The organism is Rhodococcus sp. NPDC003383 (assembly GCF_053589115.1).
Map to the genome: position 1 here is coordinate 16,424 of NZ_JBSFRG010000038.1, position 26,567 is coordinate 42,990.

The following is a 26,567-nucleotide window of genomic DNA, read 5'->3' on the forward strand; positions in this document are numbered from 1 at the left end:
ATCAGTTGTCGCCGGCCTCGCTGTCGCCCGAGGTCGGCGACTCCGACTCGGACTGCGACGGCTCGGGCGAGCGGCCCGGAATCGGTGCGGGCGAGCTCGGCGCGGTCGTGTCCGGAACCTGGCTTCCGCTGGGCCGGGCGGGTGTGGCCGTCGTGGTCGGCGCGGCCCGGACGGTCCCGTCGCTGATGTAGAGCGTGATCGTGGAGCCGGGCACGGCGGACCCGGAGGGCGCGCTGTTGATGACGGTGCCGGCGCGTGCCTCGCCCTTGACGTTCAGTTCGGTGACCGAGAATCCGGCGTCCTGCAGTCGTGAGACCGCCTGCTGGCGGCTCAGACCCGTCACGTCGGGGACCTGGGCGTTGCCCGCACCGCGCACGTACTTCTGATCGACCGGGGGCATTTCGATCGGCCCGAACTTCCCGGCGACGGGCAGCATCGCGTTGAACCAGGTCCGTGCCGGTTCGGTACCGCCGTACAGGTTGCCGTTGTAACACGGCCGCACGGGTCCGGAGCAGATTTCACCGGGGGTGGGGGAGTCACCGTAGGTGTACACCGCGCCCGCGAAGTGGTTGGTGAATCCGAGGAACGCCGACGACATGTGCGACTCGGTGGTTCCGGTCTTCGCGGACACCGGCAGGCTCCAGCCGACCGAGCCGGCCGCGCCGGACGCGGTGCCGCCGCCGGCGGTGTCCTTGCTCAGGGCGTTGGCCAGGGTGTCGGCGAGACCGGGTTCGACGACCTGCTCGCACGCCTGTTGCGTGATCGGCACCGGCTTGCCGTCGCGGTCGAACACCGCGTCGATCGGTGACGGCGGGCACCACTTGCCGTGCGAAGCCAGCGTCGCGGCCACGTTCGACAGCTCGAGCGGGTTGATCCAGGTCGGGCCGAGCGTGTAGGAGCCGAGGTGCTGATCCTTCTGCATGTCGGCCATGCTCTGCTCGCCGAAACCGGAGGTGTTCGGCTGCGCGTACGACCGCAGTCCCAGCCGCACCGACATGTCGACGACCGGATCGACACCCGTCGCCTCGATCAGCTTGACGAAGGCGGTGTTCGGCGACTGCGCGAGCGCGTCGGTCACCGACAGCTGCGGCGGGTAGGGACCGGCGTTCTCGACGCAGTACGTCAGGGCGGGGCAGCCCTTGGCGCCACCGTCACCGAGACCGCGCGCGTTGTAGCGGGCCGGCACGTCGAGCACGGCGCTGGTGCCGAGGCCCTTCTCCATCGCGGCGGCGACCGTGAAGATCTTGAAGATCGATCCGGCGCCGTGACCGGCGAGGGAGTAGGGCTGCGGCTGCACGGTCTCGTTCGCGTCTCCGTTGAGGCCGTAGACGCGGCTCGACCCCATCGCGAGAACGCGATGCGAATCCTGCCCGGGCTGGACGACGTTCATCACCGTGGCGATGTCGTCGACCGTGGGACTGGTGAACTTGTCGAGCGACGCCTTGACCGACTCCTGCACCTCGGGGTCGAGGGTCGTGCGGATCAGGTAGCCACCCTTGTCGATCTGCTCGCGGGAGAGCCCGGAGTTCTCGAGATAGCGCAGCGCGTAGTCGCAGAAGAATCCGCGGTCACCGGCGGCGATGCAGCCGCGCGGCAGCGTGTTGGGCTCGGGCAGGACGCCGAGCGGCTCGTTCTTCGCGGCGCGGATCTCGTCGGCCCGTTCCGGGATGTTCTGGATCATCGTGTCGAGCACGACGTTGCGGCGTTCGAGCACGCCGTCCGCGTTCGTGTACGGGTTCAGTGCGGAGCTGGACTGCACCATGCCCGCGAGCATCGCGGACTGGGGGATGTTCAGGTCCTTCGCGTCGATCCCGAAGTAGGTCTGGGCCGCGTCCTGGATGCCGAACGATCCGTTGCCGAAGGGCACCAGGTTCAGGTACCGGGTGAGGATCTCGTCCTTCGTCAGTTCCTCGTCGAGGGTGAGCGCCATCCGGATCTCGCGGATCTTGCGGGCCGGGGTCGTCTCGATGGCCGCGCGCCGCTCGGCGTCGGTCTTGGCGACGACGTGCAGCAGATAGTTCTTCACGTACTGCTGGTCGATGGTGGACGCACCCTGCTCGACCTGGCCGCTGGTGGTGTTCGTGAGGAACGCGCGGATCGTGCCCTGCCAGTCCACACCCTGGTGTTCGGGGAAGCGCTTGTCCTCGATCGAGACGATCGCGAGCTTCATCTCGTTGGAGATGCGGTCGCTAGGCACCTCGAAGCGGCGCTGGTCGTACAGCCAGGCGATGGGGTTACCGGCGGCATCGACCATGGTGGTCACCGCGGGTACGACACCTTCGACGAGTTCGGCGGAGCTGTTGTCCACGGTGTCCGCGGCCCGGTTCGAGACGTAGCCGAAACCACCTGCGGCCGGGAACAGCATTCCCGCGAGAAGGACGCCGCCGAGGGCCGTGCAACCGGCGAGCTTCGCCACCGTATTTCGGATCGACACGGCTACACCCTACGTGGCGACCCGCCGATTCGATGCTTCGGTAGCGGCGAAAAGCCTCCGACGTGCAGGTATGGACGGGCGTACCAGAAAAGTGTTTGTTCGCCTTGCGCGCTGGGGAGTCTTTACCTAGATTGAGACATCAGTGTGATGCAGGTAACACCTCAATAGGAATGTGGCGCTTCCTACTGATGCTACGCAGCTACTGAGCGTACTGAGCGGCACGGCGGGTTTGCGCGAACTTCCGGAACTCCGCAACACGGTGTTCGGAGAGTGAAGGGGCAACTGAATGCACATGGCGACTCCGATGGCCCGGCTCGACGTAGACCAAGCAGAGGCACGAATCGCCTGGGTGACCCAGGCGCGGTGCCGAGAAGTGGATCCCGACCAGTTGTTCGTTCGAGGCGCAGCCCAGCGCAAGGCTGCGGTCATCTGCCGGCACTGCCCGGTGATGCTGCAGTGCGGTGCGGATGCCCTCGACAATCGTGTCGAGTTCGGTGTGTGGGGAGGCATGACCGAACGACAGCGGCGCGCACTGCTCAAGCAGCACCCCGAGGTCGAGTCCTGGGCCGACTTCTTCGAAGCGCAGCGTCAGCACCAGAACGCCGTATAGGGAGCGACCTCCCGGCACCGTCGACCACTCGACGACCAGTGGACCCGCGGGTCAGACCTCGCGGGTCAGCTGGTCTCCGACGGCCCTCAGTGCCTCGAGATCGGACACCTCGAACGGCAGCGACGGCACCCCGACCAGCGGTACCCGGGGATGCGCAGCGGTGAACCTGCCCAGCAGGTGCAGTTCCCGTTTCGCGGTCACCGCCCGATGGGCGTGGATGCGCAGCACCGCCTCAGCGGGCTGACTGTCGTCACGTTCCCCCTCGGCGAGAGCATCGGCCGCAGTCGACGCATGATCGGCAGACAGCGACGACAGCGTCGGATGCGTCCGGTTGAGAACGAGCCCGGCCAGGGGCATCCCGTCCGTGCTGAGCCGTTCGACGAAGAACGACGCCTCGCGCAGCGCGTCCGGTTCGGGCGCGGCCACGACGACGAAGTGCGTCCCGGGCTGCTGGAGCAGCTGGTACGTGCGGTTCGCGCGTTCGCGGAATCCCCCGAACATCGAATCGAGGGACTGCACGAACGCCGACGCGTCGGACAGCATCTGGCTGCCCACGATCGTCGACACCGCCTTCAGTGCGAGCCCCATGGCGCCGGTCACCAGGCGGCCGAGCCCACGGCCGGGCGCGGTGAACATGCGGATCATGCGGCCGTCGAGGAACGACCCCAGCCGCTGGGGAGCGTCCAGGAAGTCCAGCGCGTTCCGCGACGGCGGGGTGTCCACCACGATGAGGTCCCACGCGTCGCTCGCCGCGAGCTGGCCCAGTTTCTCCATCGCCATGTACTCCTGCGTGCCGGAGAAGGACGACGCCACCGTCTGATAGAACGGGTTGTCCAGAATCTGCTGGGCCTTCTCGGGCGTGGAATGCTCGATCACCATGTCGTCGAAGGTGCGACGCATGTTCAGCATCATCGCGTGCAGCTCACCCTCCGCCTCCGCGCCCAGCTTCACCGGCTGCGGACTGTTGTCCAGAGCCTCCACCCCGAGCGCCTGCGCGAGCCGCCGGGCCGGGTCGATCGTCAGCACCACGACCTTGCGACCGCGCTCGGCCGCCCGCAACGCGAGTGCCGCCGCGGTCGTCGTCTTGCCGACACCGCCGGAACCGCAGCACACGATGACCCGGGAACTCGGATCGGCGAGAATCCGCCCGACGTCCAGGACCGCGCCGGCGCGCGCGTGCGGGGCGCTCACCGGACACCCTGTTCGCCGAGGATCTCGGCGAGCTCGTAGAGCCCGCCGAGATCGACACCGTCGGCCAGCGCCGGGAGCGTCATCCGTGCCACCTTCACGTCGTCGAGTTGGGCGGCGCTGTCCTGCTGCGCCTTCAGGGTCGAAGCATGCTCGATGGTCTCGGTGAGCAGTCCCGCGAAGTCGGGCTCGGAGACCTTCAGCCCGACCCGATCGAACGCGGCTCGCACCGATTCGCTGTCGATGCGTCCCTTCGCCACGTCGTCGACGAGTTCACCGGGCAGGTACTCGGGCACCGTGCGGTTGACGATCACGGTGCCGAGCCGCAGGTCCGCGGCCTGCAGTTCCTCGACGGCGTCGGAGGTTTCCTGCACCGGCAGCGCCTCGAGCAACGTCACCAGGTGCACGACCGTGTCGTCCGAGTGCAGCAGCCGCACGACACCTTCGCTCTGCGAGCGGATCGGGCCGGACTTCGCCAGATCGGCCATCGCCTTCGTCACGTCGAGGAAGCTGCCGATGCGACCGGTCGGCGGAGAATCCACCACCACCGCGTCGTACACCCGGCCCCCGCGCGCGTCGGAGCGCACCACGCACTCCTTGATCTTGCCGGTGAGGATGACATCCCGCAGGCCCGGCGCCAGGGTCGTCGCGAATTCGACGGCACCGATCCGGCGCATCGCCCGTCCCGCGAAACCCAGGTTGTAGAACATGTCGAGGTATTCGAGGAAGGCCGCTTCGATGTCGACGGCCAGGGCCATCACGACGCCGCCGCCGTCGGCGGTCGCGACCTTCGTCTCCACCGGCGGCAGCGGTGGCACGTCGAACAGCTGGGCGATGCCCTGCCTGCCCTCCACCTCCACCAGCAGTACCTTGCGGCCCTCGGCCGCGAGAGCGAGCGCCAGGGCGGCCGCGACCGTCGACTTCCCGGTGCCACCCTTGCCGGACACGAAGTGCAGCCGCGCATTCGCGGCCTTCGCCGGCCAGAGGCCGGGCTGTGCTGTCGGTGTTGCCACGAGGGTGAGCCTATAAGTGACCGGCCCCCGAATGCGCCGGATAGGGTCAGAGCGCAGCTCGACAGAGGAGAATCACATGAGCGAATTGACCACCTGGGAGTACGCGACCGTACCGCTGCTCACCCACGCGACGAAGCAGATCCTCGACACCTGGGGTGCCGACGGCTGGGAACTGGTGACGGTGCTGCAGGGCCCGACCGGTGAGCAGCACGTCGCCTACCTGAAGCGACCGAAGGGCTGACGCAGGTGACCGAACAGAACTGGACGTCCCGGCTCGCCGAACTCGGCATCGAACTGCCCCCGGTCGCCGCGCCCGTCGCTGCCTACGTGCCCGCGGTGCGCACCGGCGACCACGTCTACACCTCGGGCCAGCTTCCGTTCGTGGACGGCAAACTCGAACTTACCGGCAAGGTCGGTGATGCCGTCACCGCCGAGGACGCGAAGGCCGCGGCCCGCATCGCCGCGCTGAACGCGCTGGCCGCGATCGACGCGCTCGTCGGACTCGACAACGTGGTCCGCATCGTGAAGGTCGTCGGATTTGTCGCGTCCGCCGAGGGTTTCACCGGGCAGCCCGGCGTCATCAACGGCGCGTCGGAATTCCTCGGCGAGGTCTTCGGGGATGCCGGCGTGCACGCCCGTTCGGCGGTCGGTGTGGCGGAACTGCCGCTGGCCGCACCCGTCGAGGTCGAAGTGATCGCCGAGGTGCGCTGACCCCGAACGCTGACCGTAGAGTGGGGTGAATCGCACCGTCGTCACGAAAGAGGCCGAGCATGGCGCTGGTTCACCCCGCCTACGCGCAGTTGCGCCAGGTCACCCCGAATGCGGCCGTGGTCCTGGCAGAGAATCCGTCGGTGATGTCCCTCGAGGGCACCAACACGTGGATTCTGCGGGCGCCGGGCAGCGACGAATGCGTCGTGGTGGACCCGGGTCCCCTCGACGAAGCCCACCTCGAGCGCATCGCGCAGGTTCCGGTCGCCCTGACCCTGATCAGTCACCGGCACATCGACCACACCGAGGGCGCGGCCCGGTTCGCGGAGCTGACCGGGAATCCCGTCTGCGCCGTCGACCCCGAGCACCGGCACGGTGGTGGCCGCGGACTCGAGGACGGTGAGGTCGTCGAGGCCGCCGGGCTGCGGATCCGTGTGCTCGCGACGCCCGGTCACACCGCGGACTCGCTGTCGTTCGTGCTCGAGGACGACCGCAGCGTTCTGACCGCCGACACCATCCTCGGTCGTGGCACCACGGTCCTCGACGACACCGACGGTGACCTCGGCGACTACCTCGGTTCGCTGCGGCGCCTGATCGACCTCGGGTCCGGCTACACGATGCTGCCCGGCCACGGCCCCGACCATCCGGATCTCGAGCCGATCGCCCGCGCCTATCTCGCGCACCGCGAGGAGCGGCTCGAGCAGGTCCGGGCGGCGCTGCGCGTGCTCGGCGACGACGCGACGCCGCGCAGCGTCGTCGAACACGTCTACGCCGATGTCGACCGGTCGTTGTGGGCCGCCGCCGAGAAATCCGTCAACGTGCAGCTCGAATACCTGCGCAGCTTCGCCTGAGCAGGCGGGTCCGGGAAATCCGGATCCCGGGAACGACGAAGGCCGGGCCGTCGACAACGACCCGGCCTTTCGCGGCAGGTTCTAGCGAGCCCGGCGTGCGAGACGCTCGGAGTCCGAGATCAGCACGGACTTGCCCTCGAGACGCAGCCAGCCGCGGTGCGCGAAGTCGGCGAGCGCCTTGTTCACGGTCTCGCGGGACGCGCCGACGAGCTGCGCGATCTCTTCCTGGGTGAGGTCGTGGGTGACGCGCAGGGCGCCGGCCTCCTGGGTGCCGAAACGCTGCGCGAGCTGCAGCAGGGCCTTGGCGACACGACCCGGAACGTCCGTGAAGATCAGGTCGGCGAGGTTGTTGTTGGTGCGGCGCAGGCGGCGGGCGAGCACGCGCAGCAGCTGCTCGGCGATCTCGGGACGCTGATCGATCCACGCCTTCAGCGCCTCGCGGTCCATGCTCACGGCACGAACCTCGGTGACGGTGGTGGCGGTGGAGGTCCGCGGACCCGGGTCGAAGATCGACAGCTCACCGAACATGTCCGACGGGCCCATGATCGTGAGCAGGTTCTCGCGTCCGTCCGGCGAGCGGCGGCCGATCTTCACCTTGCCGGAGACGATGATGTACAGGCGGTCGCCGGGTTCACCTTCGTTGAAGATGACGTGTCCGCGGGGGAAATCGACAGGCTGAAGCTCCTTGATCAGCGCCGCCACCGCGGAGGGCTCGACTCCTTGGAAGATGCCTGCTCTGGCCAGGACGTCGTCCACGTGCACTCCTTTTGGGAAATCTCATCGTCGTGTGCCGGTTTGCACGTCTACTGGCATCCCGGGCAGGTCACCTGCAAGGCGTACGTTGCAAAGTCTACTGTGCCTGCATTACGCGCGAGTGACCGACACCACGAACAACTCGTCGTGTGTCTCTTCTGCGGTGTCCGATACTACCGGTCGGTCACGTCCTCAGCTTGCTCGTCGGGCGTCCGCGTCGAGCGGGGAATCCTCCACCACGTGTTCCGCGGCGCTGTTCCGGCGGCGCCGGTGCAGGCGGGCGAGAGCGTGGGGGAAACCCTCCCTGGCCAGGGTCGCGACGTCCTCGTGTCCGGCCCGGTTGAGGAAGTCCTCGACCTCCTGCTCCCGGACCGACAGACGACTCAAGCGCGACTCGACCCGCTCCATGGCCAGTGCGAACAGCATCAGGAGCACCGGGAAGAGCACGACGGCAAGAGCTTGCATATCGGGAAGTAAACACGGGAAAGGTCTCAGAAGCGACACGGTCGCGGAGTGGTGTCCGTCCGTTTACGTACAGTGGTTCAGGTGCAAGCGACCCCGTCCGAGACCCCTGAGGCGAGGCGTTCTCGCGCGTCCGCAAGTGCCCGCAAACCGGAATCGCGGCTTGCGCTGGTGCGGCGGGCGCGTCGCATGAATCGGCAGCTCGCGGAGGCTTTCCCCCACGTGTACTGCGAGCTGGACTTCACCACTCCGCTTGAGTTGGCGGTCGCGACGATCCTGTCGGCGCAGTGCACGGATGTGCGGGTCAACCAGGTCACCCCGGCGTTGTTCGCCCGTTACCCGGACGCCCGCGCCTACGCGGAGGCCGAACGCACCGAACTCGAGGAGTACATCCGGTCCACGGGGTTCTACCGCAACAAGGCGAACTCGCTGATCGGGCTCGGCCAGGCCCTGCTCGAGCGGTTCGACGGCGAGGTCCCGGGCCAGCTGGAGGACCTGGTGACCCTGCCGGGCATCGGCCGCAAGACCGCCAACGTGATCCTCGGCAACGCGTTCGATGTGCCGGGGATCACCGTCGACACACACTTCGCCCGCCTGGTGAACCGTTGGAAGTGGACCGAGGAAACCGACCCGGTGAAGATCGAACACGCCGTCGGTGCCCTCATCGAACGCAAGGAATGGACCCTGCTCTCGCACCGCGTGATCTTCCACGGGCGCCGGGTGTGTCACGCCCGCAAACCCGCCTGCGGCGTGTGCGTGCTCGCGAAGGACTGCCCGTCCTACGGCATCGGCCCCACCGACCCGGCGACCGCCGCCGCGCTCGTGAAGGGTCCCGAGACGGAGCACCTGCTCGAACTGGCCGGGCGGTGACCTGGGCATGAGATCGACCGGTGCGGGGCGGTGGAGCCTCGCTGTCCTCGTCGTCGTCGTCGCCCTCATCGTGGCGATCTGGCCCCGCGACACCGAGACCCCGGATCCGGGCGGTTCCGGCATGCCGACCGGCACCGCCGCGCCCGTCGACCGGCGGGCCCAGGACGACGCGCAGGCCCTGGCACCGTTGCGGGCCGAGGCGAATCTGCAGCCGTGCCCGGCACCGACCGGTGCCGAACCCGCCGGACCGCTCACGGGGATGACGTTCGAATGTGTCGGTGACGGCAGTGCCGTGGATCTGGCGGCCGCCCTGGCCGGTCGCCCCGCGATCCTCAACCTGTGGGCGTGGTGGTGCGGACCGTGCGCCGAGGAACTGCCCGTGCTGCAGGAGTACGCGCGCCGCGCAGGCGACCGAGTCGCACTCGTCACCGTCCACACCGACCCCAACGAAGCCAACGCGCTGTCCCGGCTCGTCGAGTACGGGGTACAGCTCCCCGGGGTGCAGGACGGCTCGGCACGCGTGCAGGCCGCGGCCGCGGCACCACCGGTGCTGCCGCTGACGGTGCTGGTCCGGCCCGACGGTTCGATCGCGAAGGTGCTTCCGCAGCCGTTCCGCAGCGTCGAGGAGATCGCCGCCGCCGTCGAGACCCACCTGGGGGTGAGCGCGTGACCCCGTACTGGCTGCGGCGCGTCGCGACCCTCGACCCGGGCGACCCGCACGGCGTCAACCCGATTCTGGATCGGCGGCCCCCGCGCGGCATCGACGTCCGGCCCGCCGCTGTCCTCGTGCTGTTCGGTGGCTCTCCGGTCCCGGACCCGCTCGCGCGCGGCGGACTGCCCGCCGACGCCGACGTGCTGTTGACCCAGCGCGCGCCGACGCTGCGGCAGCACAGCGGTCAGGTCGCGTTCCCGGGCGGTGCCGCGGACCCCGAGGACGACGGCCCGATCCGGACCGCCCTGCGTGAGGCTCAGGAGGAAACCGGGCTCGAACCGTCCGGGGTGAGGCCGCTGGCCGTGCTGCCGGAGATCTTCATCCCCCCGTCCGGGTTCGACGTCACCCCGGTGGTCGCGTACTGGGAACAGCCCAGCCCGATCGGTGTCGTCGATCCGGGTGAGGCGGCGCGCGTCGTCCGCGTCCCGCTGCGGGACCTGCTCGATCCGGACAATCGATTCCAGGTGCGGCACTCGCGTGGCTACCAGGGCCCGGCGTTCCAGGTCGACGGCATGCTGGTGTGGGGCTTCACCGCGGGTGTGCTCGCCGGTCTGTTCGCGGTGTCGGGCTGGGAAATCGAGTGGGATCACCGGGACGTGCGCGACTTCGACGTCGTGCTCGCCGAACTGGAGGCAGGAGTGGTCGAACCGTGACGCCATCCGGGTGGATCGACCTGATCATCGTGCTGGTGGTCGTGGTCGCGGTGTCGTCGGGACTGCGCCAGGGAGCGGTCGCGTCGGCACTCGCGTTCTTCGGGGTGGTGCTCGGCGCGGTCGCGGGGATCCTCATCGCCCCGCACGTGCTGGTGCACATCGACGAGGGCAACACGCGGCTGCTCGCCGGGGTCGCGCTCATCGTGGCGCTGGTCATCATCGGTGAGGTCGCCGGGATGGTGCTCGGCCGGGCCGCCCGCAGCGGTATGCACAGTCCCGTCGCCCGCGGTGTGGACAGCGTGGTCGGGGCGGTCCTGCAGGCCGGCGCGGTGCTCGTCGCCGCGTGGCTGCTCGCGATCCCGCTGACCGCAACCTCGCAAACCCAGTTGTCCGCCGCGGTCCGCGGTTCCACTGTCCTCGGCACGGTCGACGACGTCGCGCCGGACTGGATGCGCAGCATCCCCCGGGAGTTCTCGGCGTTGCTGGACACCTCGGGGCTGCCGGAGGTGATCGGGCCGTTCGGTCGCACCCCGATCACGGAGGTCGACCCGCCCGACGGGGCGCTGCTCGACAGTCCGGTTCCGCTCGCCCTGCACCCGAGTGTGCTGCGGATCAACGGCATCGCGCCGAGCTGCCAGAAGGCGCTCGAGGGATCGGGGTTCGTGGTCGCGCCCGAACGTGTCATGACCAACGCGCATGTCGTCGCGGGAACGACGGCGGTGACGGTGGAGACCGAGGACGGGCCGCTCGAGGCCGAGGTCGTGCTGTTCGATCCGGAGGTGGACGTCGCGATCCTCGCGGTGCCCGGCCTGACCGCGGATCCGCTGGTGTTCGCCGAGGACCTCGCCGAGTCCGGCACCAGCGCGATCGTCCTCGGGTATCCCGGCGGTGGGCCGTACACGGCGAGCGCGGCGCGGGTGCGCGAGTCGCTGCAGTTGCAGGGCCCCGACATCTACCGCGCCGGAACCGTCGAGCGTGAGGTGTACACGGTCCGCGGCTCGATCCGGCAGGGCAACTCCGGCGGCCCCCTCGTCGACGAGCAGGGCCGGGTCCTCGGCGTCGTCTTCGGTGCCGCCGTCGACGACTCGGACACCGGCTTCGCGCTCACGGCCGAAGAGGTGAGCCGTCAGCTCGCGCTGGCCGGAGGGTCGTTCACCGCGGTCGAGACCGGCGCCTGCATCGTCTGATTCCCTGAGCCGATTTCCGCGGCGCGGCCGATCTCAGAGCGCGGTGACGAAGTCGAGCAGCATGCCGGTGACGGCCTCGGGCCGCTCCTGGTGCGCGTAGTGGCCGGCGTCGTCCACGAACTTCAGGATGCGACCGGGCGCGTACCGCGAGCAGCGGCGCACCGTGGAGGTCATGACGTAGGGATCCAGCGTGCCGTGCAGCTGCAGAATCGGCAGCGTCAGCGGAACGCCCACGGCCTTGAGGAAGCGGCGTCCGTCGGGGCGCCACTGGCTGCGGAACGCCCAGCGCTGGTATTCGAGGGTCGAATGGGCGACTCCCGGGATGCGGATCGCCGAGCGAAGTTTCTCCGCCACCTCCGCGAACTCCGGGGAGCTCTGCCAGGCGGGTCCCGAGCGGGCCCGCAGGAGGCGTTCGATCTCGGCGCCGTCGTCGCGGACGAGCAGCCGCTCGGGCCGCCACGGAATCTGGTAGTCCAGGAACGTCGGCAGCAGCGCCTTCCGCTGGGCCCGGTCGCGCAGGGTGGCGTCGCGCAGCGAGATCGGATGCGGCGAATCGACGACGGCGATCGCCCGGACCGATCCCGGGTGCAGGATCGCGGTCGCCCAGCACACCAGGCCGCCGTCGGCGTGACCGACGAGCACGGCATCGGTGTATCCGAGCGCGCGGACGAGACCGGCGATGTCCGCGGACAGCGTCCAGCCGTCGTAACCGCGCGGTGGCTTGTCAGTGTCGCCATAGCCGCGCAGGTCCACCGCGACGGCCCGGAAGCCGGCCTCGGCGAATGCGATCAACTGGTGCCGCCACGTCCACCACAGGTCGGCGAAGCCGTGCAGGAACACGACCAGCGGGGCATCGGGATCGGTGGGACCGATCTCGGCGGCGTGCAGCCGGATTCCGTTCGCATGGACATCACGATGCGTCCACGGCCCGGGATACCGGACCGTGGACGGATCGGGAAGGGACACTGCCTCGAGCACGGTCGCGGCTCAGCGTGCGTGCCGGGGACCGCCGGCGGGGGACGGCTCCTCGTGTAGCGGCAGGACGGACCGGGCCTGCTTGAGCGAGTCGATCGTCTTGTTCGGCGCGCGCACCTTGCGCACCCGCATGTAGCCGATCAGGGCGAAGATCGCCGTCACCACCACCATGATCAGGAAGACGATGAGGAACGCCAGCCACCGCGCGACCCACACGTCGAGCAGTTCGGCGAGGAAGAAGAAGAAGAAGAACGAGCTGAAGATCAGCACCGCGAGCGCGAGGATGAAGAACAGGCTGCCCTGCAGGCCCTTCTTGACCTCTCCGGTGACCTCGGCCTTCGCGAGTTCGACCTCGGCGCGGAACAGCGTCGACACCTGCGCGGTCGCGTCACGGACCAGGTCTCCGATGCTGGCGTCCTTGGGAGTCGGGGCGGCGACTTCTGTCAGCGGGATGGACGAGATGCTTGTCGGTGCGCCGTCGCTTGGCTTCCGATTCCCGTTCGTGACGCTCACTTGTCGACCCCTCCAATTGTCTCGTCCGGTTGACGGTGGGCTCGCCCACGCCGTAACAGTAGCGTCGAACCCAGCATCGATGCGATCAATGATGTGACGAGGACCGCGGCCTTTGCGGTGTCCGCCTGATCTCCGTTCCCGAGCGAGAGTTCGGCGATGAGCAGGCTGACGGTGAATCCGATCGCTCCGAGGGTCGCGAGGGCGAACAGATCCTTCCAGTGCAGTCCGGTCGGGCGGGACGCGATCCCGAGCCGGATCGCGACCCACGACGTACCGAAGATACCGATGATCTTGCCTGCGAGCAGCCCCACCACGATCGACAGGCCGACCGGTGTCGTGAACACCGCGCGGAGGGCCTCCGCGCCGAGCGGTACCCCGGAGGCGAACAGCGCGAATATCGGCACACACAGGCCGGCCGACCACGGCTGGATGCGATGTGCCAATCGCTCGGCGGGCGCTGCGGATTCGCCCGGATCGGTGTGCACGCGGGTGAGCAACCCGAGCAGCACCCCGGCGATCGTCGCGTGGATCCCGGACTGGTGCACGGCGTACCAGGTCAGGAGGGCGAGCGGCACGTACAGCAGGGGAGTGGTCACGCGCCGGCGCTGGGCGTACCAGTAGACGACGGCGCAGGCCACGGTCGCGGCCAGCCAGAGCAGCGAGATCGACGAGGTGAACAGGATCGCGATCAGTCCGATGCCGATGAGGTCGTCGACCACTGCGAGGCTGAGCAGGAACACCCGGGCGCTGGTGGGGATTCGCGATCCGGTCAGCGCGAGCACGCCCAGCGCGAAGGCGATGTCGGTGGCCACCGGGATCGCCCAGGCGCGTTCGAGACCGGGGGTTCCCCAGCCGATCGTCGCGGCGATGGCGGCCGGCAGGACGACGCCGCCGACCGCGGCGAGCACCGGCAGCAGGGCCTTCTTCCGATCGGCCAATTCGCCGACGACGAGTTCGCGTTTGAGTTCGAGGCCGGCGATGAAGAAGAACACGGCGAGCAGGCCGTCCTGGGCCCAGGTGCCGACGGTGAGATTCAGGTGGAGGGACGCGGGCCCGACGGTGAAGTCCCGCAACGCCTCGTAGGACGGCGCCAGCGGCGAGTTCGCCCACGCGACCGCGATGGCGGCGACGGCCAGCAGGATCGAACCGCCAACGGTCTCGGTGCGGAGGTACCGGGTGAGTTCCCTGCTCCAGGATGCGGAATCGGACGTCTGCGACACGGGTCCCTCTCGTTCGGAAATCGGTACGGCTGCGACTCGCCGACCAGACTTCCCGGCACACCTCCGGCCGATCCTAGCGGTGACCGGCGTCTCGATCCCAAACGGCCAATTTGCTTCGCTAAGGAAATTGGGTGTTCAATTTCCTACTAATTGGGATGACTCTCCCACAATGTGACTTTTGGAGCGAGTTTTGTGAGCACTACCCTCGACGTGGACCGGCACGACGACGACAGGGTCGCGGGAGTACCCCGCCGGCGAATCGTCGTCGCGAGCCTGATCGGCACGTCCATCGAGTTCTACGACTTCTACATCTATGCGACCGCCGCGGTCTCCGTCTTCCCGCACCTGTTCTTCCCGAAGGGCAACGAGACGACCGCACTGCTGGCCTCCCTCGCGACCTTCGGTATCGCGTTCGTTGCGCGCCCGATCGGCTCCGTGTTGTTCGGTCACTTCGGGGACCGCATCGGACGCAAGGCGACGCTGGTGGGTTCGCTGCTCACCATGGGCATCGCGACGTTCCTCATCGGGGTGCTGTCGACCTACCACCAGGTGGGTCTGCTCGCCCCCATGCTGCTTGCGCTGATGCGCTTCTGCCAGGGCATCGGGCTCGGCGGTGAGTGGTCCGGCGCGGCACTCCTTGCGACCGAGACCGCGAAGCCCGGCAAGCGCGCGTGGGCCGCGATGTGGCCGCAGCTCGGCGCCCCGATCGGATTCGTCTTCGCCAACGGGCTGTTCCTGATCATGACGCTGCTGCTCGGCCACGACAATTCCGATCCGGACCTGTCCAGCGCGTTCCTCGAGTGGGGCTGGCGCGTGCCGTTCCTGCTCAGCGCCGTCATGGTGATCATCGGTCTCTACGTTCGACTCAAGCTCGAGGAGACCCCGGTCTTCGCGAAGGCCGTCGCCGACGGCAAGAAGGTGAAGACCCCGCTCGTCGAGGTGTTCAAGAGCAGCTGGCGGCAGCTGATCATCGGTACCTTCGTGATGCTCGCGACCTACACGCTCTTCTACATCATGACCACCTGGGTGCTGAGCTTCGGCACCGGCAAGACGCCCGCACAGGGCGGCACCGGCGCAGGCTTCCAGTACTCGGACTTCCTGGTCCTGCAACTCGTGGCCGTGCTGTTCTTCGCCGCGGCGATCCCGGTCTCCGGCATTCTCGCCGACCGCTACGGGCGCCGGTCCACCCTGCTCGTCGTCACCGGCACGATGATGGTGTTCGGCCTGTGCTTCGGGCTGCTGCTCGACGGCGACGCCATGAGCTCCGCGCGCATGCTGTTCTTCCTGATCCTCGGCATGCTGCTGATGGGTTTCACGTTCGGCCCGCAGTCGGCGATCCTGCCGGAGCTGTTCCCCACGAACGTGCGCTACACCGGATCGGGCATCGCCTACAACGTGTCCAGCATTCTCGGCGCGGCGGTGGCCCCCTTCATCGCGACCTGGCTCGCCACGACGTACGGCGTCGGCTGGGTGGGTGTGTATCTGCTGGCCGCCGCGGTGCTGACGTTCGTCGCGTTGCTCGCGGTGCGCGAGACCAAGGACGCCTCCCTCGACGAGGTCTGATCGTCCACGCACGTAATCGGCCCCCGGTCCGCACGGACCGGGGGCCGAAGTGCATACGGAGCTAACCGATGCGCTGCCCGCAGTTGGAACAGAAGTTCTCGGTGCCGCGGCGCTCGGTGCCGCAGGACGGGCAGAACCGGGTGCCCTGCGCCGCCGGTGCGGGAGCGGTGGGCGGGACGTCGTAGCCCGGGGCGCCCTGCTGCGGCTGAGGTGCGTAGCCGCCGGGCGCGGTGGGCGGCGCGAAACCTGCGGGCGGGGCACCGAACCCACCGGGCGCGCCCGGCTGCGGACCCGTCCCGGCCGGCGGAACCGGTCCGTTGCCGGGAGCCCCGTGGAATCCGGCCGCGGCCGGGGCCGGGGTGCGGCGGCTGCGCACGAGCAGGAACCCGCCGAGCCCGGCGATCAGCAGGACTGCGACAGCGGCGCCGCCGAGGATCAACGGCAGTTTCGACGACGAGGACGACGAGGACGACGCGGCATCGCCGTGCTGCTCGCGCAGACGGACGGCGTCGGACTTGAGCGGGGAGATGCCGGGATATTCGGGGGACATGGCGAGGACCGAGTCGAAGCCCTCGATGGCCTCGGTGTAGCGCCCGTCGTAGTACGCGGCGAGGGCGTCGCGGTAGCGCTCGTCGGCGGGGCCCAGCTGGGAGGTGATACCGCGGGCGGCGAGCAGTTCCTCCAGGCCACTCGACGGCGCGATGAAGTTGAACGCCTGGCTTTCACCCGAGGGGCCGAAGCTGTTCACGCCGATGACCCGGCCCTCGAGATCGACCGTCGGGCCGCCGCTCATGCCGCCCGACAGGGCCGCGTCGGTTTCGTAGAACGGGACCGTGCCGGAGGTCTTCTTCGCGCTGACCTTGCCGCTCTTGTTGGTCGGTTCGAGGCTGGGGTCGGTGACCTTCTCGGTGCTGCCGGGGAATCCGACGGACAGCACGGGCGTGCCGATCGCGACGTCGTCGTCGGTCGCGAGCAGCGCGGCGGGCAGGTCGTCGCGCTGCACCTTGAGCAGTGCGACGTCGCCCTGTTCGAGCGGGCGGTACTCGATGACGTTGGCGGGCAGGCGAGTTCCCGAGGTGCCTTCGCCGAACAGCACCGCGATCTCGAGGGCCGGGTCGGATCCGCCCTTCTCGCCCTCGACGGTGAAGCTGCCGTCGACGAACGCGGCGAGCTCTTCGGGAGCCCAGTCCATGTTCGCGGCGTAGATGTCGCCGAACGCGGCGTCGAGGAGCATGCTCCGGACGTCGTCCACGCAGTGCCCGGCCGTCGCGACCCACCCGTCGGGGTTCACCACGAAGCCCGTGCAGGTCCAGCTGGCCTGGTAGGGCGCGGTGTCGAACAGCTCGCCGTCCGGCATGCGGATCCACCCGGTCGTCGTGCCCTCGAGGTACACGGTGGCGGGGCGGATCAGGGCAGCTGCGCGTTGCTCCGGGTTGGCCGCCGGGCGGGTGCTCGTGTCCTGTGCGAGTGCGGCGCCCGGGGATGCGCTGAGGAGACCGAGCGCAAGTACCGAGCACGCGGCGAACCGGCGTGAGAAGCGGTGTCCTGATCCGGACATGGGTCCTCCGAAGAGACGGTGAGGGTGTGACGTAGACGAACCCGGCCCACAACAATGTGAGCCTTGGTAACCATTGCGGGACAACGGCGTTCGATTGCCGACACAGAGTATGCCGAGGAGGGGATCGGGCGAAACAGGCAAAATGAATAGTGGTTCAGGTGCTAAACCCGAATGGAAGAAGTCTGTGAAAAGTCATCGGTAACGCGGCGGAAAATGAGTACAAATACGCAGACGCGGCCCGCTCCGAAGAGCGGGCCGCGTCGTGCGGAGGTGCCGGCAGTGGCTACTTGTTGATTCCGCGAATGGCTTCGAACACGGCCGGGTCGACGAGGGTCGAGGTGTCGCCGAGTTCACGACCTTCCGCGACGTCGCGCAGCAGGCGGCGCATGATCTTGCCGGAGCGGGTCTTCGGCAGTTCCGGCACGACCGAGATCTGCCGCGGCTTGGCGATCGGGGAGATCTCCACCGCCACGTGATCGCGCAGTTCCTTCACGAGCGTGTCGCCGGTGTTCTCCACGTTCTCGCGCAGGATCACGAACGCGACGATGCCCTGGCCGGTGGTCTCGTCGGAGGCGCCGACGACCGCGGCCTCGGCGACGGCCGGGTGCGACACGAGCGCGGACTCGACCTCCGAGGTGGAGATGCGGTGGCCGGAGACGTTCATGACGTCGTCGACGCGGCCGAGCACCCACAGCGCGCCGTCCTCGTCGTAGCGGGCACCGTCACCGGCGAAGTACCAGCCCTGCTCGGCGTACCGGGACCAGTAGGTCTCCTTGTAGCGCTCCATGTCGCCCCAGATGCCGCGCAGCATCGCCGGCCACGGCTGGTCGAGCACCAGGTAGCCGTTGCCGCCCTTGCCGAGCTCGTGGGCCTCGTCGTCGACGATCTTCGCCGAGATGCCGGGCAGCGGCGCCATCGCCGAACCGGGCTTGGTGGCGGTCAGGCCCGGCAGCGGGGAGATCATGATCGCGCCGGTCTCGGTCTGCCACCAGGTGTCGACGATCGGTGCCTTGCCGGCGCCGATGACCTCCCGGTACCAGCGCCACGCCTCCGGGTTGATCGGCTCACCGACCGAGCCGAGCAGCCGGATCGACGACAGGTCGTGGGCGTCGGGAATCTGGCGGCCCCACTTCATGAACGTGCGGATCAGCGTCGGGGCGGTGTAGTAGATCGACACCCCGTACTTCTCGATGATCTCGAAGTGCCGGTGCTCGGTCGGCGAGTTCGGAGTGCCCTCGTAGACGACCTGCGTGGCACCGTTGCTCAGCGGGCCGTACACGATGTAGGTGTGGCCGGTGACCCAGCCGATGTCCGCGGTGCACCAGTACACGTCCTGACCCGGCTTGTGGTCGAAGACGTTGTGGTGCGTGTACGACGCCTGGGTGAGGTAGCCGCCGGAGGTGTGCACGATGCCCTTGGGCTTACCGGTGGTGCCCGAGGTGTACAGGATGAACAGTGGGTGCTCGGCGTCGAACGGCTGCGGGGTGTGCCGATCGGAGGCCTTCTCGACGGTCTCGTGCCACCACAGGTCCCGGCCGTCGGTCCAGTCGACGTCGATGCCGGTGCGCTTGACGACGAGCACGTGCTCGATCGATTCCGCGCCGGTGACCGCTTCGTCGGCGGCGGACTTGAGCGGGGCAGGGGCGCCGCGGCGCCACTGGCCGTCGACGGTGACCAGCAGCTTGGCCTGCGCGTCGTCGATGCGCGAGCGCAGCGCCGAGGCGGAGAAGCCACCGAAGACCACCGAATGCGTCAGGCCCAGGCGCGCGCAGGCGAGCATGGACACGATCGCCTCGGGGATCATCGGCATGTAGATCGCGACGCGGTCGCCGGCGACCAGACCCAGCTCGGTGAAGGTGTTCGCGGCCTTGGAGACCTCGGCGAGCAGATCGTTGTAGGTGATCGCCCGGGAATCGCCGGGTTCACCCTCGAACAGGATGGCGACACGGTCGCCGTTGCCGGCCTCGACGTGCCGGTCCACGCAGTTGTAGGCGACGTTCAGCTGTCCGCCGACGAACCACTTCGCGACCGGGGCGTCGGACCAGTCCAGCACCTCGCTCCACGGCGTCGCCCAGTCCAGACGCTTGGCCTGGGTGTCCCAGAATGCGAGGCGGTCGGCGTCGGCGGCAGCCTGCAACTCGGGACCGGCGTTGGCGGTCGCGGCGAATTCCGCGCTCGGCGGGAACACCTGCTGTTCATGGTCCTGGGCTGCACTCGTCATGATGCCGGGGCCTCTTTCCGGGATGTGCGAAATGAATCGGGCTCAAGTGAGAGTAGTCACCTGTGACGGGGATCGCATCGTTGCATCCACTTGCAACCTGGTCACTTGCGCCGATCGGTCGGTGTCGCGCGACGGATGGTCGGCTGCGTCGACGAACGGACCGCCGACCGGTATCGGACCCCGGACCGGTAGCGTCCACAGACGTGACGGACCCGCTGCAGCCCCTTCTCGACCTGCCCGGAGTGCGCGACGCCGCCGATCGAGCGCGCGACGCGCTCGCCGAGGTGCACCGGCACAAGACCAACCGGCGCGGCTGGCCGAACACCGCCGCGGAGGCATCGGTGCGCGCGGCGCGGGCCTCGGCCGCGATCGACGGCGGCTCGATGGAGCTGCCGCAGCCGGGCGAGGCCGGTGACCCCATCCTGGCCGGCGCACTGCGGGTCGCGCAGGCGCTCGACGGGGACAGCCTCGGCATACTGGTCGCGACGTGGAAGCGGGCTCCGCTGCAGGCCCTCGCGCGACTGCATCTGCTCGCTGCGGCGGACCTGGTGGACGATCCGGAATCGCTGGGTCGTCCCCGGACGGATCCCGGAATCGGGGAACGGCTCGACGCCCTCGCGCAGCTGGTGACCGGAGGGACCCGTGTGCCCGCTCCGGTTCTCGCAGGCGTCGTGCACGGTGAACTGTGCACGCTGCGCCCGTTCGGTGTCGCCGACGGGGTGATCGCGCGCGCCGCCTCCCGGCTCGTGTGCGTCTCGACCGGTCTCGACCCCCACAACCTCGGGGTGCCGGAGGTGACCTGGATGCGCCGCGTCCCGGCCTACCGCGAGGGCATCGCCGCCTTCGGGCAGGGCACCGCGGAGGGTGTCGGCAACTGGCTGCTGTTCTGCTGCGTCGCCCTCGAGTCCGGTGCCCGCGAGGCGACGTCGATCGCCGACGCGTTCGCCGGCTGAGCCACCCGGGGCCCGGTCAGTGTGGTGCCGGGGCGTAGACGGTCATCCATTTCGGGTGTAGCCGGTAGTAGACCACGTCGTTGTCCCAGTCGAACATGTCCTCGCCGTAGAACGACTTGAAATAGGCGAGCAGTTCGGGCCAGTCCGCGGCCGGTTCGGCGTCGGGCGGGGTGAGGATCTCCACCGTGCCGTGTGTGAAGACGCCCAGTTCCTCACCGCGAAGATGAGCGACGCTGGCGGCGGGCCGCGCGGCGAGGTGACGGGCCTTGGCGGCGCTGCGCGCGGTGCCGAAGTGCCACTTGCCGTGGAGGAAGTGCCCGTCCACGCCGCTGATCCGGGGTTCGCCGCACGCCGTCACGGTGGACAGGGCGAGCGTGCACATGCCGGTGAGGACTCGGGTGAGTTGCTCGGCGGTCAGTGTGCTCTCGCGGTTGATGATCGACCGCAGGTGCGCGGTGGACCGGGCGAGGGACGCGTCCAGGAGAGCCTGAAGTTCGGCGAGTTCTTCCGGTGTTTCCTGTATGGGGGCACCTTGTCCGTGATCGGCTGCTGTCGCGGCCGGCGCTCGGCGTCGGTCCGCGAGACCATGCTCGCATCGGATGCTGACACCCTGTGTCAAGAATGCATGGACGTGCGATCCCCGGTCGGGACGTCGCCCCGGGCTTCGGAAGTCGCTGCGGCGCAGGAGAGTTCTGTCGCAGCGAGGCCTTGCACGAAGGAGTCTCCACATGCGAAGCGGGTGGCGCCGCCGACTTGCGTCGGTGTCGCCACCCGCTAGCACGGATCGCCGTGTTACGCATGCGTGCTGGAATGGGTTGTGTGTCAACGACCTCGGCGATGACTCGGGTTTCGCAAGTTCGCCCTCGCAACGGGTGCGAGGAGGTTCGCTCGCGACGCCCCGGATCTCGCAGGTCCACAACGCTTTTGCCCTTATAGTGGCATCGGCTCCGCGTGGGTACTCGGTGTCCGTGCTGGGAAGTCGGTACGGGAGATCGAACCTTCTCTTCCGATTCGCTCTTGGCCTTCCGGCTTCCGTAACACCATTTCTACCCTCTGTTGCCGGGGTCGGCAAGCCCCATTTTCGGGTCGATTTCCGCTGGTGTCCGGCCCTGATCTAGCGCCGCCGGCGCAGGACGGAGTAGGTGGCGGCGCCTGCGAGCAGGGCCGTCGCGGAAACGATCATGCCGACCGTGAGCAACCCGCGACCGCGGATGGTCAGGCGCCGCAGCAGCGGCACGGGCTTGACGAAAGTCAATACGGGCCAACCTCTTTCCGTTGCGACCCGGCGCAGCGTCCGGTCCGGGTTGACCGCTCGGGGGTATCCGACCGCCTGCAGCATCGGGATGTCCGTCGACGAGTCGGAGTATGCGTAGCTGCGCGCCAGGTCGTAGCCGTATCGCTCGGCCAGTTCCTTCATCGCCGCGACCTTCTCCTCGCCGAAGCAATAGAACTCGAGTTCGCCGGCGTACCGTCCGTCGACGATGCGCATCCGGCTCGCGGTGCTGTGCGACGCGCCGAGTGCTTCGGCGATCGGGGCGACGACCTCCTCCCCGGACGCCGAGATCACGACCACGTCGTGTCCGCGCAGTTTGTGGTCGGCGATGAGGTCCGCGGCCTCCTGGAACACCAGGGGATCGACGATCTCGTGCAGCGTCTCGGCGACGATCGATTTGATCTGCTCGACGTTCCAGCCCTCGCACATCGCCGCGATGTACGCGCGCATCCGTTGCGCCTGATCGTGGTCGGCGCCGGACAGCAGGTACAGGAACTGGGCGTAGGTGTTCTCGATGACCGTGCGACGGTTGAGCAGCCCCTGATCGAAGAACGGCCGGCTGAACGCCAGGACGCTGGACTTCGCGATGACGGTCTTGTCCAGGTCGAAGAACGCGGCGATGCGACCCGCCTCGGAGGGCCGTGGTGTCTCGTCGGTCACCGCACCACAATAGGCCGCTGATCCGCGTTTCGGCCGGTCCTCGGTACCTCGGTCCCACTGAATGTTTCAACTTGCAAATAGTCGAGCGGCCCGGTGTAGTATCGCAAATACCTGGGCGCAACCAGGCTGTGTTCAGCCCGACCCCCCGGGGCTGAACACGACGGCCCTCGCCTCCTCCCCCCTGGCGAGGGTCGTCCCGTATCCGAATGTCTTTCGGTTTCGCCGCGCGCGTCCGCGGCCGGGAAGTTGTCCACAGGCGCCCGGTTCATCCACAGATTCGCCCCCCGCCCCGAAAACCGTCTTCCGCGTCTCGGTGCTTCCACGCACGCTGTCCGCATGAACGACGAGCGCACCGCACGAATCCTCGCGCTGATCTCCGACGGCACCCTGCTGGCCAGTCTGCGGCGCGTGGCCGCTGCATCCGACCGCGACCTCGACGACGCACCCGTCCCTCCGACACGGCGCAGCTGGGACGACGCCGGGCTCGTCGTCGTCGACCATGCCACCGCGGCGGCGATGGAGACGTTCCCGCGGCGGCGCGGCGTGGTTCTCGTCTGCTCGGGTGCCGCGGGGCTGGCGGATTGGCAGGCAGCGGCCGCGGTCGGTGCCGAACACGTGATCGCGCTTCCGGACGACGAGGTCGAACTGCTCGCGGTGATGGGTGCCGCGGCCGAACCGGACACCGGTGGGGGTCGCGTCGTCACCGTCGTCGGCGGGTGCGGAGGTGCCGGCGCCTCCACGTTCGCGGCGGCCCTGGCCTGGACCGCCGCCGACCGCGACGACCCGAACGTGCTGCTCGTCGACGGCGACCCCTTCGGCGGCGGCCTCGACGTGCTCACCGGCCTCGAAGACCGGCCCGGGGTGCGCTGGCCGGGACTGGCCGTCGAGGGCGGCCGGGTCTCCGCGCGGGCGTTGCGCGACGCCGTCCCGGACTGGGCGCCCGGGCTCGGCGTGCTCTCCACCGACCGCACCGCGTCCGGTGAACCGCCGTCGGCCGCGGTCACCGCCGTGCTCGACGCGGCGCGTCGATCCGGAACGGTGGTCGTGTGCGACGTTTCGCGCAGCGTCGGCCCGGCCGCGGAGGCGATGGTCGCCGCGGCCGATCTGGTCGTCCTGATCACCCCGGCGCGGGTGGGCGGTGCGCTCGCGGCGGCACGGACCGCCGAATGGGCGGGGGCGCGAAACCCGAACACGGGTCTCGTGGTGCGCGGGCCCGCGCCGGGTGGGCTCCGCGGCGCCGACGTCGCCGCCGTCGTCGGGATCCCGTTGCTCGCCGCGATGCGGGCCCAGCCCGGTCTCGCCGAAGCCCTCGAACACGGTGGGCTGCGGGTCCGGCGCCGCTCGCCCCTCACCACCGCGGCCGACGCGGTGCTCGCCGTCGTCGGCCTCGACCGGGCGTCCTCGAGGTGGGCGGCATGAGCACCGTGCTGACCGCCGACCTGCTCGACCGCGTGCGCGAACGCCTCGCGGGCGACCGCGCCGAACCGACCCCCGCGCGGGTCGCGGCGGCGTTGCGCGCCGAATCCGGTGGCGTGCTCGGAGACTCCGACCTGCTCACCGCCCTGCGGCACCTGCAGACCGAACTCACCGGGGCGGGACCGCTCGAGGCACTGCTGGCCGAACCCGAGGTCACCGATGTGCTCGTGACCGCCCCGGACCGCGTGTGGGTCGATCGTGGTGCGGGTCTGCAGCTCGCTCCCGTCACGTTCCCGGACGAGGCGTCGGTACGCCGGCTCGCCCAGCGCCTCGCGCTGTTCGCGGGGCGGCGGCTCGACGACGCCCAACCCTGGGTGGACGGCCGGTTGCCCGGACACGGCGAGTTCGGGGTGCGGCTGCACGCCGTGCTCGCCCCCGTCGCCCAGGGCGGGACGTGCCTGTCCCTGCGCATCCTGCGGCCGGCCACGCAAGGCCTCGACGCGCTGCTCGCCAACGGCGCCGTGCAGCCGGACGCGTACCGGCTGCTGCGCCGCGTCGTCACGGCCCGGCTGGCGTTCCTCGTCGTGGGCGGCACGGGCGCAGGAAAGACAACGCTCCTCGCGGCGATGCTCGGCGCCGTCGACCCGGGCGAACGGATCGTCTGCGTCGAGGACGCCGCCGAACTCGCACCCACCCACCCGCACGTGGTCCGGCTCGTCGCCAGACCCCCGAACGTCGAGGGCGTCGGTGAGGTCACCGTGCGCGACCTGGTCCGGCAGGCCCTGCGGATGCGACCCGACCGCATCGTCGTCGGGGAGGTGCGCGGCGGCGAGGTCGTCGACCTGCTGACCGCGCTCAACACCGGACACGACGGCGGCGCCGGCACGGTCCACGCGAACTCCCCGGACGAGGTTCCGGCCCGACTCGAGGCCCTCGCCGCGCTCGGCGGACTCGACCGAGCCGCGCTGCACAGCCAGCTGGCCGCGGCCGTGCAGGTGATCCTGCACGTCGATCGGGCGCCCGACGGCACTCGCCGGCTCGTCGAGATCGGGGTCGTCGAGCGCGATCCGGCCGCGGGGGTCCTCGTCGTGCCCGCGTGGACGGCCGTGCACGGGCCGGACGCCGGGATGGAACGGCTCGAGCGGTACTTCCGGCGGCGGGCATGACCGTCGCCGCGGTGTGCCTTGCGGTCGCGGTGCTGGTCGCCCCCGGGCCGATCGCCCGGCACCGTCTCCGGTCGGCCACCGGCACCGAACCCGCTGCAGCACGGCGGGTCGGGTCGCCTCTGGTGATCGGCGCGTCCGCCGCCGTCGTGGTGGCGCTGGTCGTCGGTGTCGCGGTCGCGCTGGCCACGTCGATCGTCGTTGCGACCGCGGTGTGGCGGATGCGCACCCGTCGTCGTGCCCGGGCGGCGGACGCCGACCAGCGGATGCTGCTGGGCGCCCTCGAAACCGTCATCGCCGAACTGCGGGTGGGCAACCACCCGGCCGAGGCGTGCGCGGTCGCTGCGCAGGAGAGCGGTGGTCCGGCCGCCGAGGCGTTCCGCGTCGCTGCCGCTCGCGCCCGTCTCGGCGGATCGGCGGCGGACGGACTGCGCGGTGCCACATCCGGTCCGCTCGGCGCACAGCTGGAGCGCGTCGCGGCGGCGTGGGCCGTCTCCGACCGGCACGGGCTCGCACTCGCGGAACTGCTCTCGGCGACGCGCACCGACCTGCTCGGACGGATCCGGCTGCGGGCACGCACCGAAGCGGGACTGGCCGGGGCCCGCGCGACCGCGACCGTGCTCGCCGGGCTGCCCGCGCTCGGTGTCGCACTCGGGCAGGCGATGGGTGCCGCACCGATCGCGGTGCTGCTCGGAGGTGGCCTCGGTGGCGCGCTCCTCGTGTTCGGTACCGGCCTGGCGTGTGCGGGTCTGCTGTGGACCGACCGCATCTCGGCGCGGGTGGCGTCGTGATCGCGGTCGGGGCGCTGTGCCTCGCGGCGGCGGTGCTGGTTCTGCCGGAGACCGGTCGCGGCCGCCTGCGCCGGGTCGTGCAGCCGCCCGGCGACGAATCCGCGACCGTGCTTGCGGCGGAAGAGGATCCGCACGCCGTTCCGGCGACGCTGGATCTGCTCGCGGCGTGCCTGCGCGCGGGTCTGCCCACCGCCACCGCCGCCCGCGCCGTCGCGGAGTCGGCGCCGCCGGGCCTGGCCGATGCGCTGCGGCGTGGTGCCGATCGGCTGCAGCTCGGTGCCGACCCTGCCGAGGCCTGGCACGGGCTCGGCGACGACGAAGTGCTCGAAGCGTTCTCGCGGGCTGCACGACGATCCGCCAAGTCCGGTGCGCCGCTGTCGGGCATCGTCGCCGAACTCGCCGAACGCGGTCGCGCCGAAGCGGAGGACCGGGCGGCCGCCGCGATCGAACGGGCCGGAGTGCTCGTCAGCGGACCGCTCGGCCTGTGTTTCCTGCCGGCGTTCGTGTGCCTGGGCATCGTCCCGGTCGTGATCGGACTGGCGGGGAAGGTCCTCTCGGGAGGACTGCTGTGAGACATCGGCGCGGACGGTCCGTGCCGGTCGGAGGGGAGAAAACATGTTCACCAACGGAATTCGAAACGTACGTGATCGACTCGCGGGGGCCGTGGCCGACGAGGACGGCATGTCGACCGCCGAATACGCGATCGGCACGATCGCGGCCGCGGCGTTCGGGGCCGTGCTCTACACGGTCGTCACCGGCGACAACATCGTCTCCGCGCTGACCGGCATCGTCGAGCGCGCCCTGAACACCGCGGTGTGAG

Annotated in this window: 27 protein-coding genes; 15 read left to right on the top strand and 12 right to left on the bottom strand. The window is 69.6% G+C overall.

Annotation, left to right across the window (positions count from 1 at the left end; translation table 11 throughout):
* Position 1: 1 nt before the first annotated feature.
* Positions 2–2,416 (bottom strand): penicillin-binding protein, encoded by a 2,415-nt coding sequence (locus ACWDTS_RS24870; protein WP_450119231.1) that lies wholly within the window; start codon positions 2,414–2,416, stop codon positions 2–4.
* Between the two features lie 304 nt (positions 2,417–2,720).
* Between ACWDTS_RS24870 and ACWDTS_RS24875 the strand changes: the two genes are divergently transcribed.
* On the top strand, positions 2,721–3,044 hold the full coding sequence (locus ACWDTS_RS24875) for a WhiB family transcriptional regulator (protein WP_068166357.1): 324 nt from the start codon (positions 2,721–2,723) through the stop codon (positions 3,042–3,044).
* A gap of 51 nt (positions 3,045–3,095) precedes the next feature.
* Here the strand turns inward: ACWDTS_RS24875 and ACWDTS_RS24880 are convergent, their stop codons facing one another.
* Both ACWDTS_RS24880 and ACWDTS_RS24885 read right to left on the bottom strand, forming a co-directional pair.
* The gene (locus ACWDTS_RS24880; RefSeq protein WP_450119221.1) at positions 3,096–4,235 is read right to left on the bottom strand and encodes an ArsA family ATPase; all 1,140 of its coding nucleotides are present in this window, start codon (positions 4,233–4,235) and stop codon (positions 3,096–3,098) included.
* Entirely contained in the window at positions 4,232–5,245 is a 1,014-nt protein-coding gene (locus ACWDTS_RS24885; RefSeq protein ID WP_197256869.1) for an ArsA family ATPase, read from the bottom strand. Before ACWDTS_RS24885 ends, ACWDTS_RS24880 begins: the two co-directional genes overlap by 4 nt.
* Positions 5,246–5,321: 76 nt before the next feature.
* On the opposite strand from ACWDTS_RS24885, the gene ACWDTS_RS24890 reads away from it, so the two are divergent.
* Genes ACWDTS_RS24890 through ACWDTS_RS24900 form a run of 3 tightly spaced genes read left to right on the top strand, consistent with a single transcriptional unit; the run spans position 5,322 to position 6,804 of the window.
* Entirely contained in the window at positions 5,322–5,486 is a 165-nt protein-coding gene (locus ACWDTS_RS24890; protein WP_156665596.1) for a DUF4177 domain-containing protein, read from the top strand.
* Positions 5,487–5,491: 5 nt separating this feature from the next.
* The gene (locus tag ACWDTS_RS24895; protein WP_374068814.1) at positions 5,492–5,956 is read left to right on the top strand and encodes a RidA family protein; all 465 of its coding nucleotides are present in this window, start codon (positions 5,492–5,494) and stop codon (positions 5,954–5,956) included.
* Positions 5,957–6,015: 59 nt separating this feature from the next.
* The gene (locus tag ACWDTS_RS24900) at positions 6,016–6,804 is read left to right on the top strand and encodes an MBL fold metallo-hydrolase (RefSeq protein WP_197256867.1); all 789 of its coding nucleotides are present in this window, start codon (positions 6,016–6,018) and stop codon (positions 6,802–6,804) included.
* Between the two features lie 81 nt (positions 6,805–6,885).
* Here the strand turns inward: ACWDTS_RS24900 and ACWDTS_RS24905 are convergent, their stop codons facing one another.
* Both ACWDTS_RS24905 and ACWDTS_RS24910 read right to left on the bottom strand, forming a co-directional pair.
* Positions 6,886–7,560, bottom strand: coding sequence for a Crp/Fnr family transcriptional regulator (locus ACWDTS_RS24905; protein ID WP_197256865.1), 675 nt, complete (start codon positions 7,558–7,560; stop codon positions 6,886–6,888).
* Between the two features lie 189 nt (positions 7,561–7,749).
* Entirely contained in the window at positions 7,750–8,022 is a 273-nt protein-coding gene (locus ACWDTS_RS24910; protein WP_197256863.1) for a hypothetical protein, read from the bottom strand.
* A 72-nt stretch (positions 8,023–8,094) separates the two neighbouring features.
* Here ACWDTS_RS24910 and nth point away from each other — a divergent pair, with 72 nt between their 5' ends.
* From nth to marP, 4 genes are read left to right on the top strand one after another with little or no spacing between them, the layout of a single operon-like run.
* Positions 8,095–8,889 carry an endonuclease III gene (gene nth / locus ACWDTS_RS24915; protein WP_450119222.1) on the top strand — a complete coding sequence of 265 codons (795 nt, stop codon included), beginning with the start codon at positions 8,095–8,097 and terminating at the stop codon, positions 8,887–8,889.
* 7 nt (positions 8,890–8,896) lie between these two features.
* Positions 8,897–9,559, top strand: coding sequence for a TlpA family protein disulfide reductase (locus ACWDTS_RS24920; RefSeq protein WP_450119223.1), 663 nt, complete (start codon positions 8,897–8,899; stop codon positions 9,557–9,559).
* Positions 9,556–10,254 carry an NUDIX hydrolase gene (locus ACWDTS_RS24925; RefSeq protein ID WP_197256857.1) on the top strand — a complete coding sequence of 233 codons (699 nt, stop codon included), beginning with the start codon at positions 9,556–9,558 and terminating at the stop codon, positions 10,252–10,254. The genes ACWDTS_RS24920 and ACWDTS_RS24925 overlap by 4 nt, the downstream gene beginning before the upstream one ends.
* Positions 10,251–11,441 (top strand): acid resistance serine protease MarP, encoded by a 1,191-nt coding sequence (gene marP / locus ACWDTS_RS24930; protein ID WP_450110453.1) that lies wholly within the window; start codon positions 10,251–10,253, stop codon positions 11,439–11,441. The genes ACWDTS_RS24925 and marP overlap by 4 nt, the downstream gene beginning before the upstream one ends.
* Positions 11,442–11,474: 33 nt before the next feature.
* Here marP and ACWDTS_RS24935 read toward each other — a convergent pair whose 3' ends face one another.
* Genes ACWDTS_RS24935 through nhaA form a run of 3 tightly spaced genes read right to left on the bottom strand, consistent with a single transcriptional unit; the run spans position 11,475 to position 14,149 of the window.
* Positions 11,475–12,407, bottom strand: a complete 933-nt coding sequence (locus ACWDTS_RS24935; RefSeq protein WP_450119232.1) for an alpha/beta fold hydrolase — start codon at positions 12,405–12,407, stop codon at positions 11,475–11,477.
* A gap of 21 nt (positions 12,408–12,428) precedes the next feature.
* Positions 12,429–12,929: a phage holin family protein gene (locus tag ACWDTS_RS24940; RefSeq protein WP_197256851.1), complete on the bottom strand. Its 501-nt coding sequence runs from the start codon at positions 12,927–12,929 to the stop codon at positions 12,429–12,431.
* Complete coding sequence (gene nhaA, locus ACWDTS_RS24945) at positions 12,926–14,149, bottom strand: Na+/H+ antiporter NhaA (RefSeq protein WP_197256849.1); 1,224 nt, start codon at positions 14,147–14,149, stop codon at positions 12,926–12,928. Before nhaA ends, ACWDTS_RS24940 begins: the two co-directional genes overlap by 4 nt.
* Before the next feature lie 192 nt (positions 14,150–14,341).
* On the opposite strand from nhaA, the gene ACWDTS_RS24950 reads away from it, so the two are divergent.
* Complete coding sequence (locus ACWDTS_RS24950) at positions 14,342–15,712, top strand: MFS transporter (RefSeq protein ID WP_450119224.1); 1,371 nt, start codon at positions 14,342–14,344, stop codon at positions 15,710–15,712.
* A 61-nt stretch (positions 15,713–15,773) separates the two neighbouring features.
* On the opposite strand, the gene ACWDTS_RS24955 is transcribed toward ACWDTS_RS24950, so the two are convergent.
* Both ACWDTS_RS24955 and acs read right to left on the bottom strand, forming a co-directional pair.
* Positions 15,774–17,270, bottom strand: coding sequence for a trypsin-like peptidase domain-containing protein (locus ACWDTS_RS24955; RefSeq protein ID WP_450119225.1), 1,497 nt, complete (start codon positions 17,268–17,270; stop codon positions 15,774–15,776).
* A gap of 283 nt (positions 17,271–17,553) precedes the next feature.
* Entirely contained in the window at positions 17,554–19,491 is a 1,938-nt protein-coding gene (acs, locus tag ACWDTS_RS24960) for an acetate--CoA ligase (RefSeq protein ID WP_450110457.1), read from the bottom strand.
* Positions 19,492–19,694: 203 nt separating this feature from the next.
* Between acs and ACWDTS_RS24965 the strand changes: the two genes are divergently transcribed.
* A complete protein-coding gene (locus tag ACWDTS_RS24965; protein ID WP_197256843.1) occupies positions 19,695–20,444 on the top strand; it encodes a Fic family protein in 750 nt (249 codons plus the stop codon).
* Positions 20,445–20,460: 16 nt separating this feature from the next.
* Here the strand turns inward: ACWDTS_RS24965 and ACWDTS_RS24970 are convergent, their stop codons facing one another.
* Both ACWDTS_RS24970 and ACWDTS_RS24975 read right to left on the bottom strand, forming a co-directional pair.
* Positions 20,461–20,967, bottom strand: coding sequence for a pyridoxamine 5'-phosphate oxidase family protein (locus ACWDTS_RS24970; RefSeq protein ID WP_197256841.1), 507 nt, complete (start codon positions 20,965–20,967; stop codon positions 20,461–20,463).
* 591 nt (positions 20,968–21,558) lie between these two features.
* Positions 21,559–22,377, bottom strand: coding sequence for an HAD family hydrolase (locus ACWDTS_RS24975; protein WP_450119226.1), 819 nt, complete (start codon positions 22,375–22,377; stop codon positions 21,559–21,561).
* 336 nt (positions 22,378–22,713) lie between these two features.
* Here ACWDTS_RS24975 and ssd point away from each other — a divergent pair, with 336 nt between their 5' ends.
* Genes ssd through ACWDTS_RS25000 form a run of 5 tightly spaced genes read left to right on the top strand, consistent with a single transcriptional unit; the run spans position 22,714 to position 26,566 of the window.
* Positions 22,714–23,796 (top strand): septum site-determining protein Ssd, encoded by a 1,083-nt coding sequence (ssd, locus tag ACWDTS_RS24980; RefSeq protein ID WP_282582321.1) that lies wholly within the window; start codon positions 22,714–22,716, stop codon positions 23,794–23,796.
* The gene (locus ACWDTS_RS24985) at positions 23,793–24,959 is read left to right on the top strand and encodes a TadA family conjugal transfer-associated ATPase (RefSeq protein WP_197256835.1); all 1,167 of its coding nucleotides are present in this window, start codon (positions 23,793–23,795) and stop codon (positions 24,957–24,959) included. Before ssd ends, ACWDTS_RS24985 begins: the two co-directional genes overlap by 4 nt.
* Positions 24,956–25,747, top strand: coding sequence for a type II secretion system F family protein (locus ACWDTS_RS24990; protein ID WP_450119227.1), 792 nt, complete (start codon positions 24,956–24,958; stop codon positions 25,745–25,747). The genes ACWDTS_RS24985 and ACWDTS_RS24990 overlap by 4 nt, the downstream gene beginning before the upstream one ends.
* Complete coding sequence (locus ACWDTS_RS24995) at positions 25,711–26,319, top strand: type II secretion system F family protein (protein ID WP_248675947.1); 609 nt, start codon at positions 25,711–25,713, stop codon at positions 26,317–26,319. Before ACWDTS_RS24990 ends, ACWDTS_RS24995 begins: the two co-directional genes overlap by 37 nt.
* A 43-nt stretch (positions 26,320–26,362) precedes the next feature.
* Entirely contained in the window at positions 26,363–26,566 is a 204-nt protein-coding gene (locus ACWDTS_RS25000; protein ID WP_197256821.1) for a DUF4244 domain-containing protein, read from the top strand.
* Position 26,567 lies beyond the last annotated feature (1 nt).

Coding starts and splice junctions, on each gene's coding strand:
- acs (WP_450110457.1), bottom strand. CDS start 19,491: ATGACGAGTGCAGCCCAGGACCATGAACAGCAGGTGTTCCCGCCGAGC.
- ACWDTS_RS25000 (WP_197256821.1), top strand. CDS start 26,363: ATGTTCACCAACGGAATTCGAAACGTACGTGATCGACTCGCGGGGGCC.
- ACWDTS_RS24920 (WP_450119223.1), top strand. CDS start 8,897: ATGAGATCGACCGGTGCGGGGCGGTGGAGCCTCGCTGTCCTCGTCGTC.
- ssd (WP_282582321.1), top strand. CDS start 22,714: ATGAACGACGAGCGCACCGCACGAATCCTCGCGCTGATCTCCGACGGC.
- ACWDTS_RS24910 (WP_197256863.1), bottom strand. CDS start 8,022: ATGCAAGCTCTTGCCGTCGTGCTCTTCCCGGTGCTCCTGATGCTGTTC.
- ACWDTS_RS24900 (WP_197256867.1), top strand. CDS start 6,016: ATGGCGCTGGTTCACCCCGCCTACGCGCAGTTGCGCCAGGTCACCCCG.
- ACWDTS_RS24890 (WP_156665596.1), top strand. CDS start 5,322: ATGAGCGAATTGACCACCTGGGAGTACGCGACCGTACCGCTGCTCACC.
- ACWDTS_RS24955 (WP_450119225.1), bottom strand. CDS start 17,270: ATGTCCGGATCAGGACACCGCTTCTCACGCCGGTTCGCCGCGTGCTCG.
- ACWDTS_RS24875 (WP_068166357.1), top strand. CDS start 2,721: ATGCACATGGCGACTCCGATGGCCCGGCTCGACGTAGACCAAGCAGAG.
- ACWDTS_RS24990 (WP_450119227.1), top strand. CDS start 24,956: ATGACCGTCGCCGCGGTGTGCCTTGCGGTCGCGGTGCTGGTCGCCCCC.
- ACWDTS_RS24985 (WP_197256835.1), top strand. CDS start 23,793: ATGAGCACCGTGCTGACCGCCGACCTGCTCGACCGCGTGCGCGAACGC.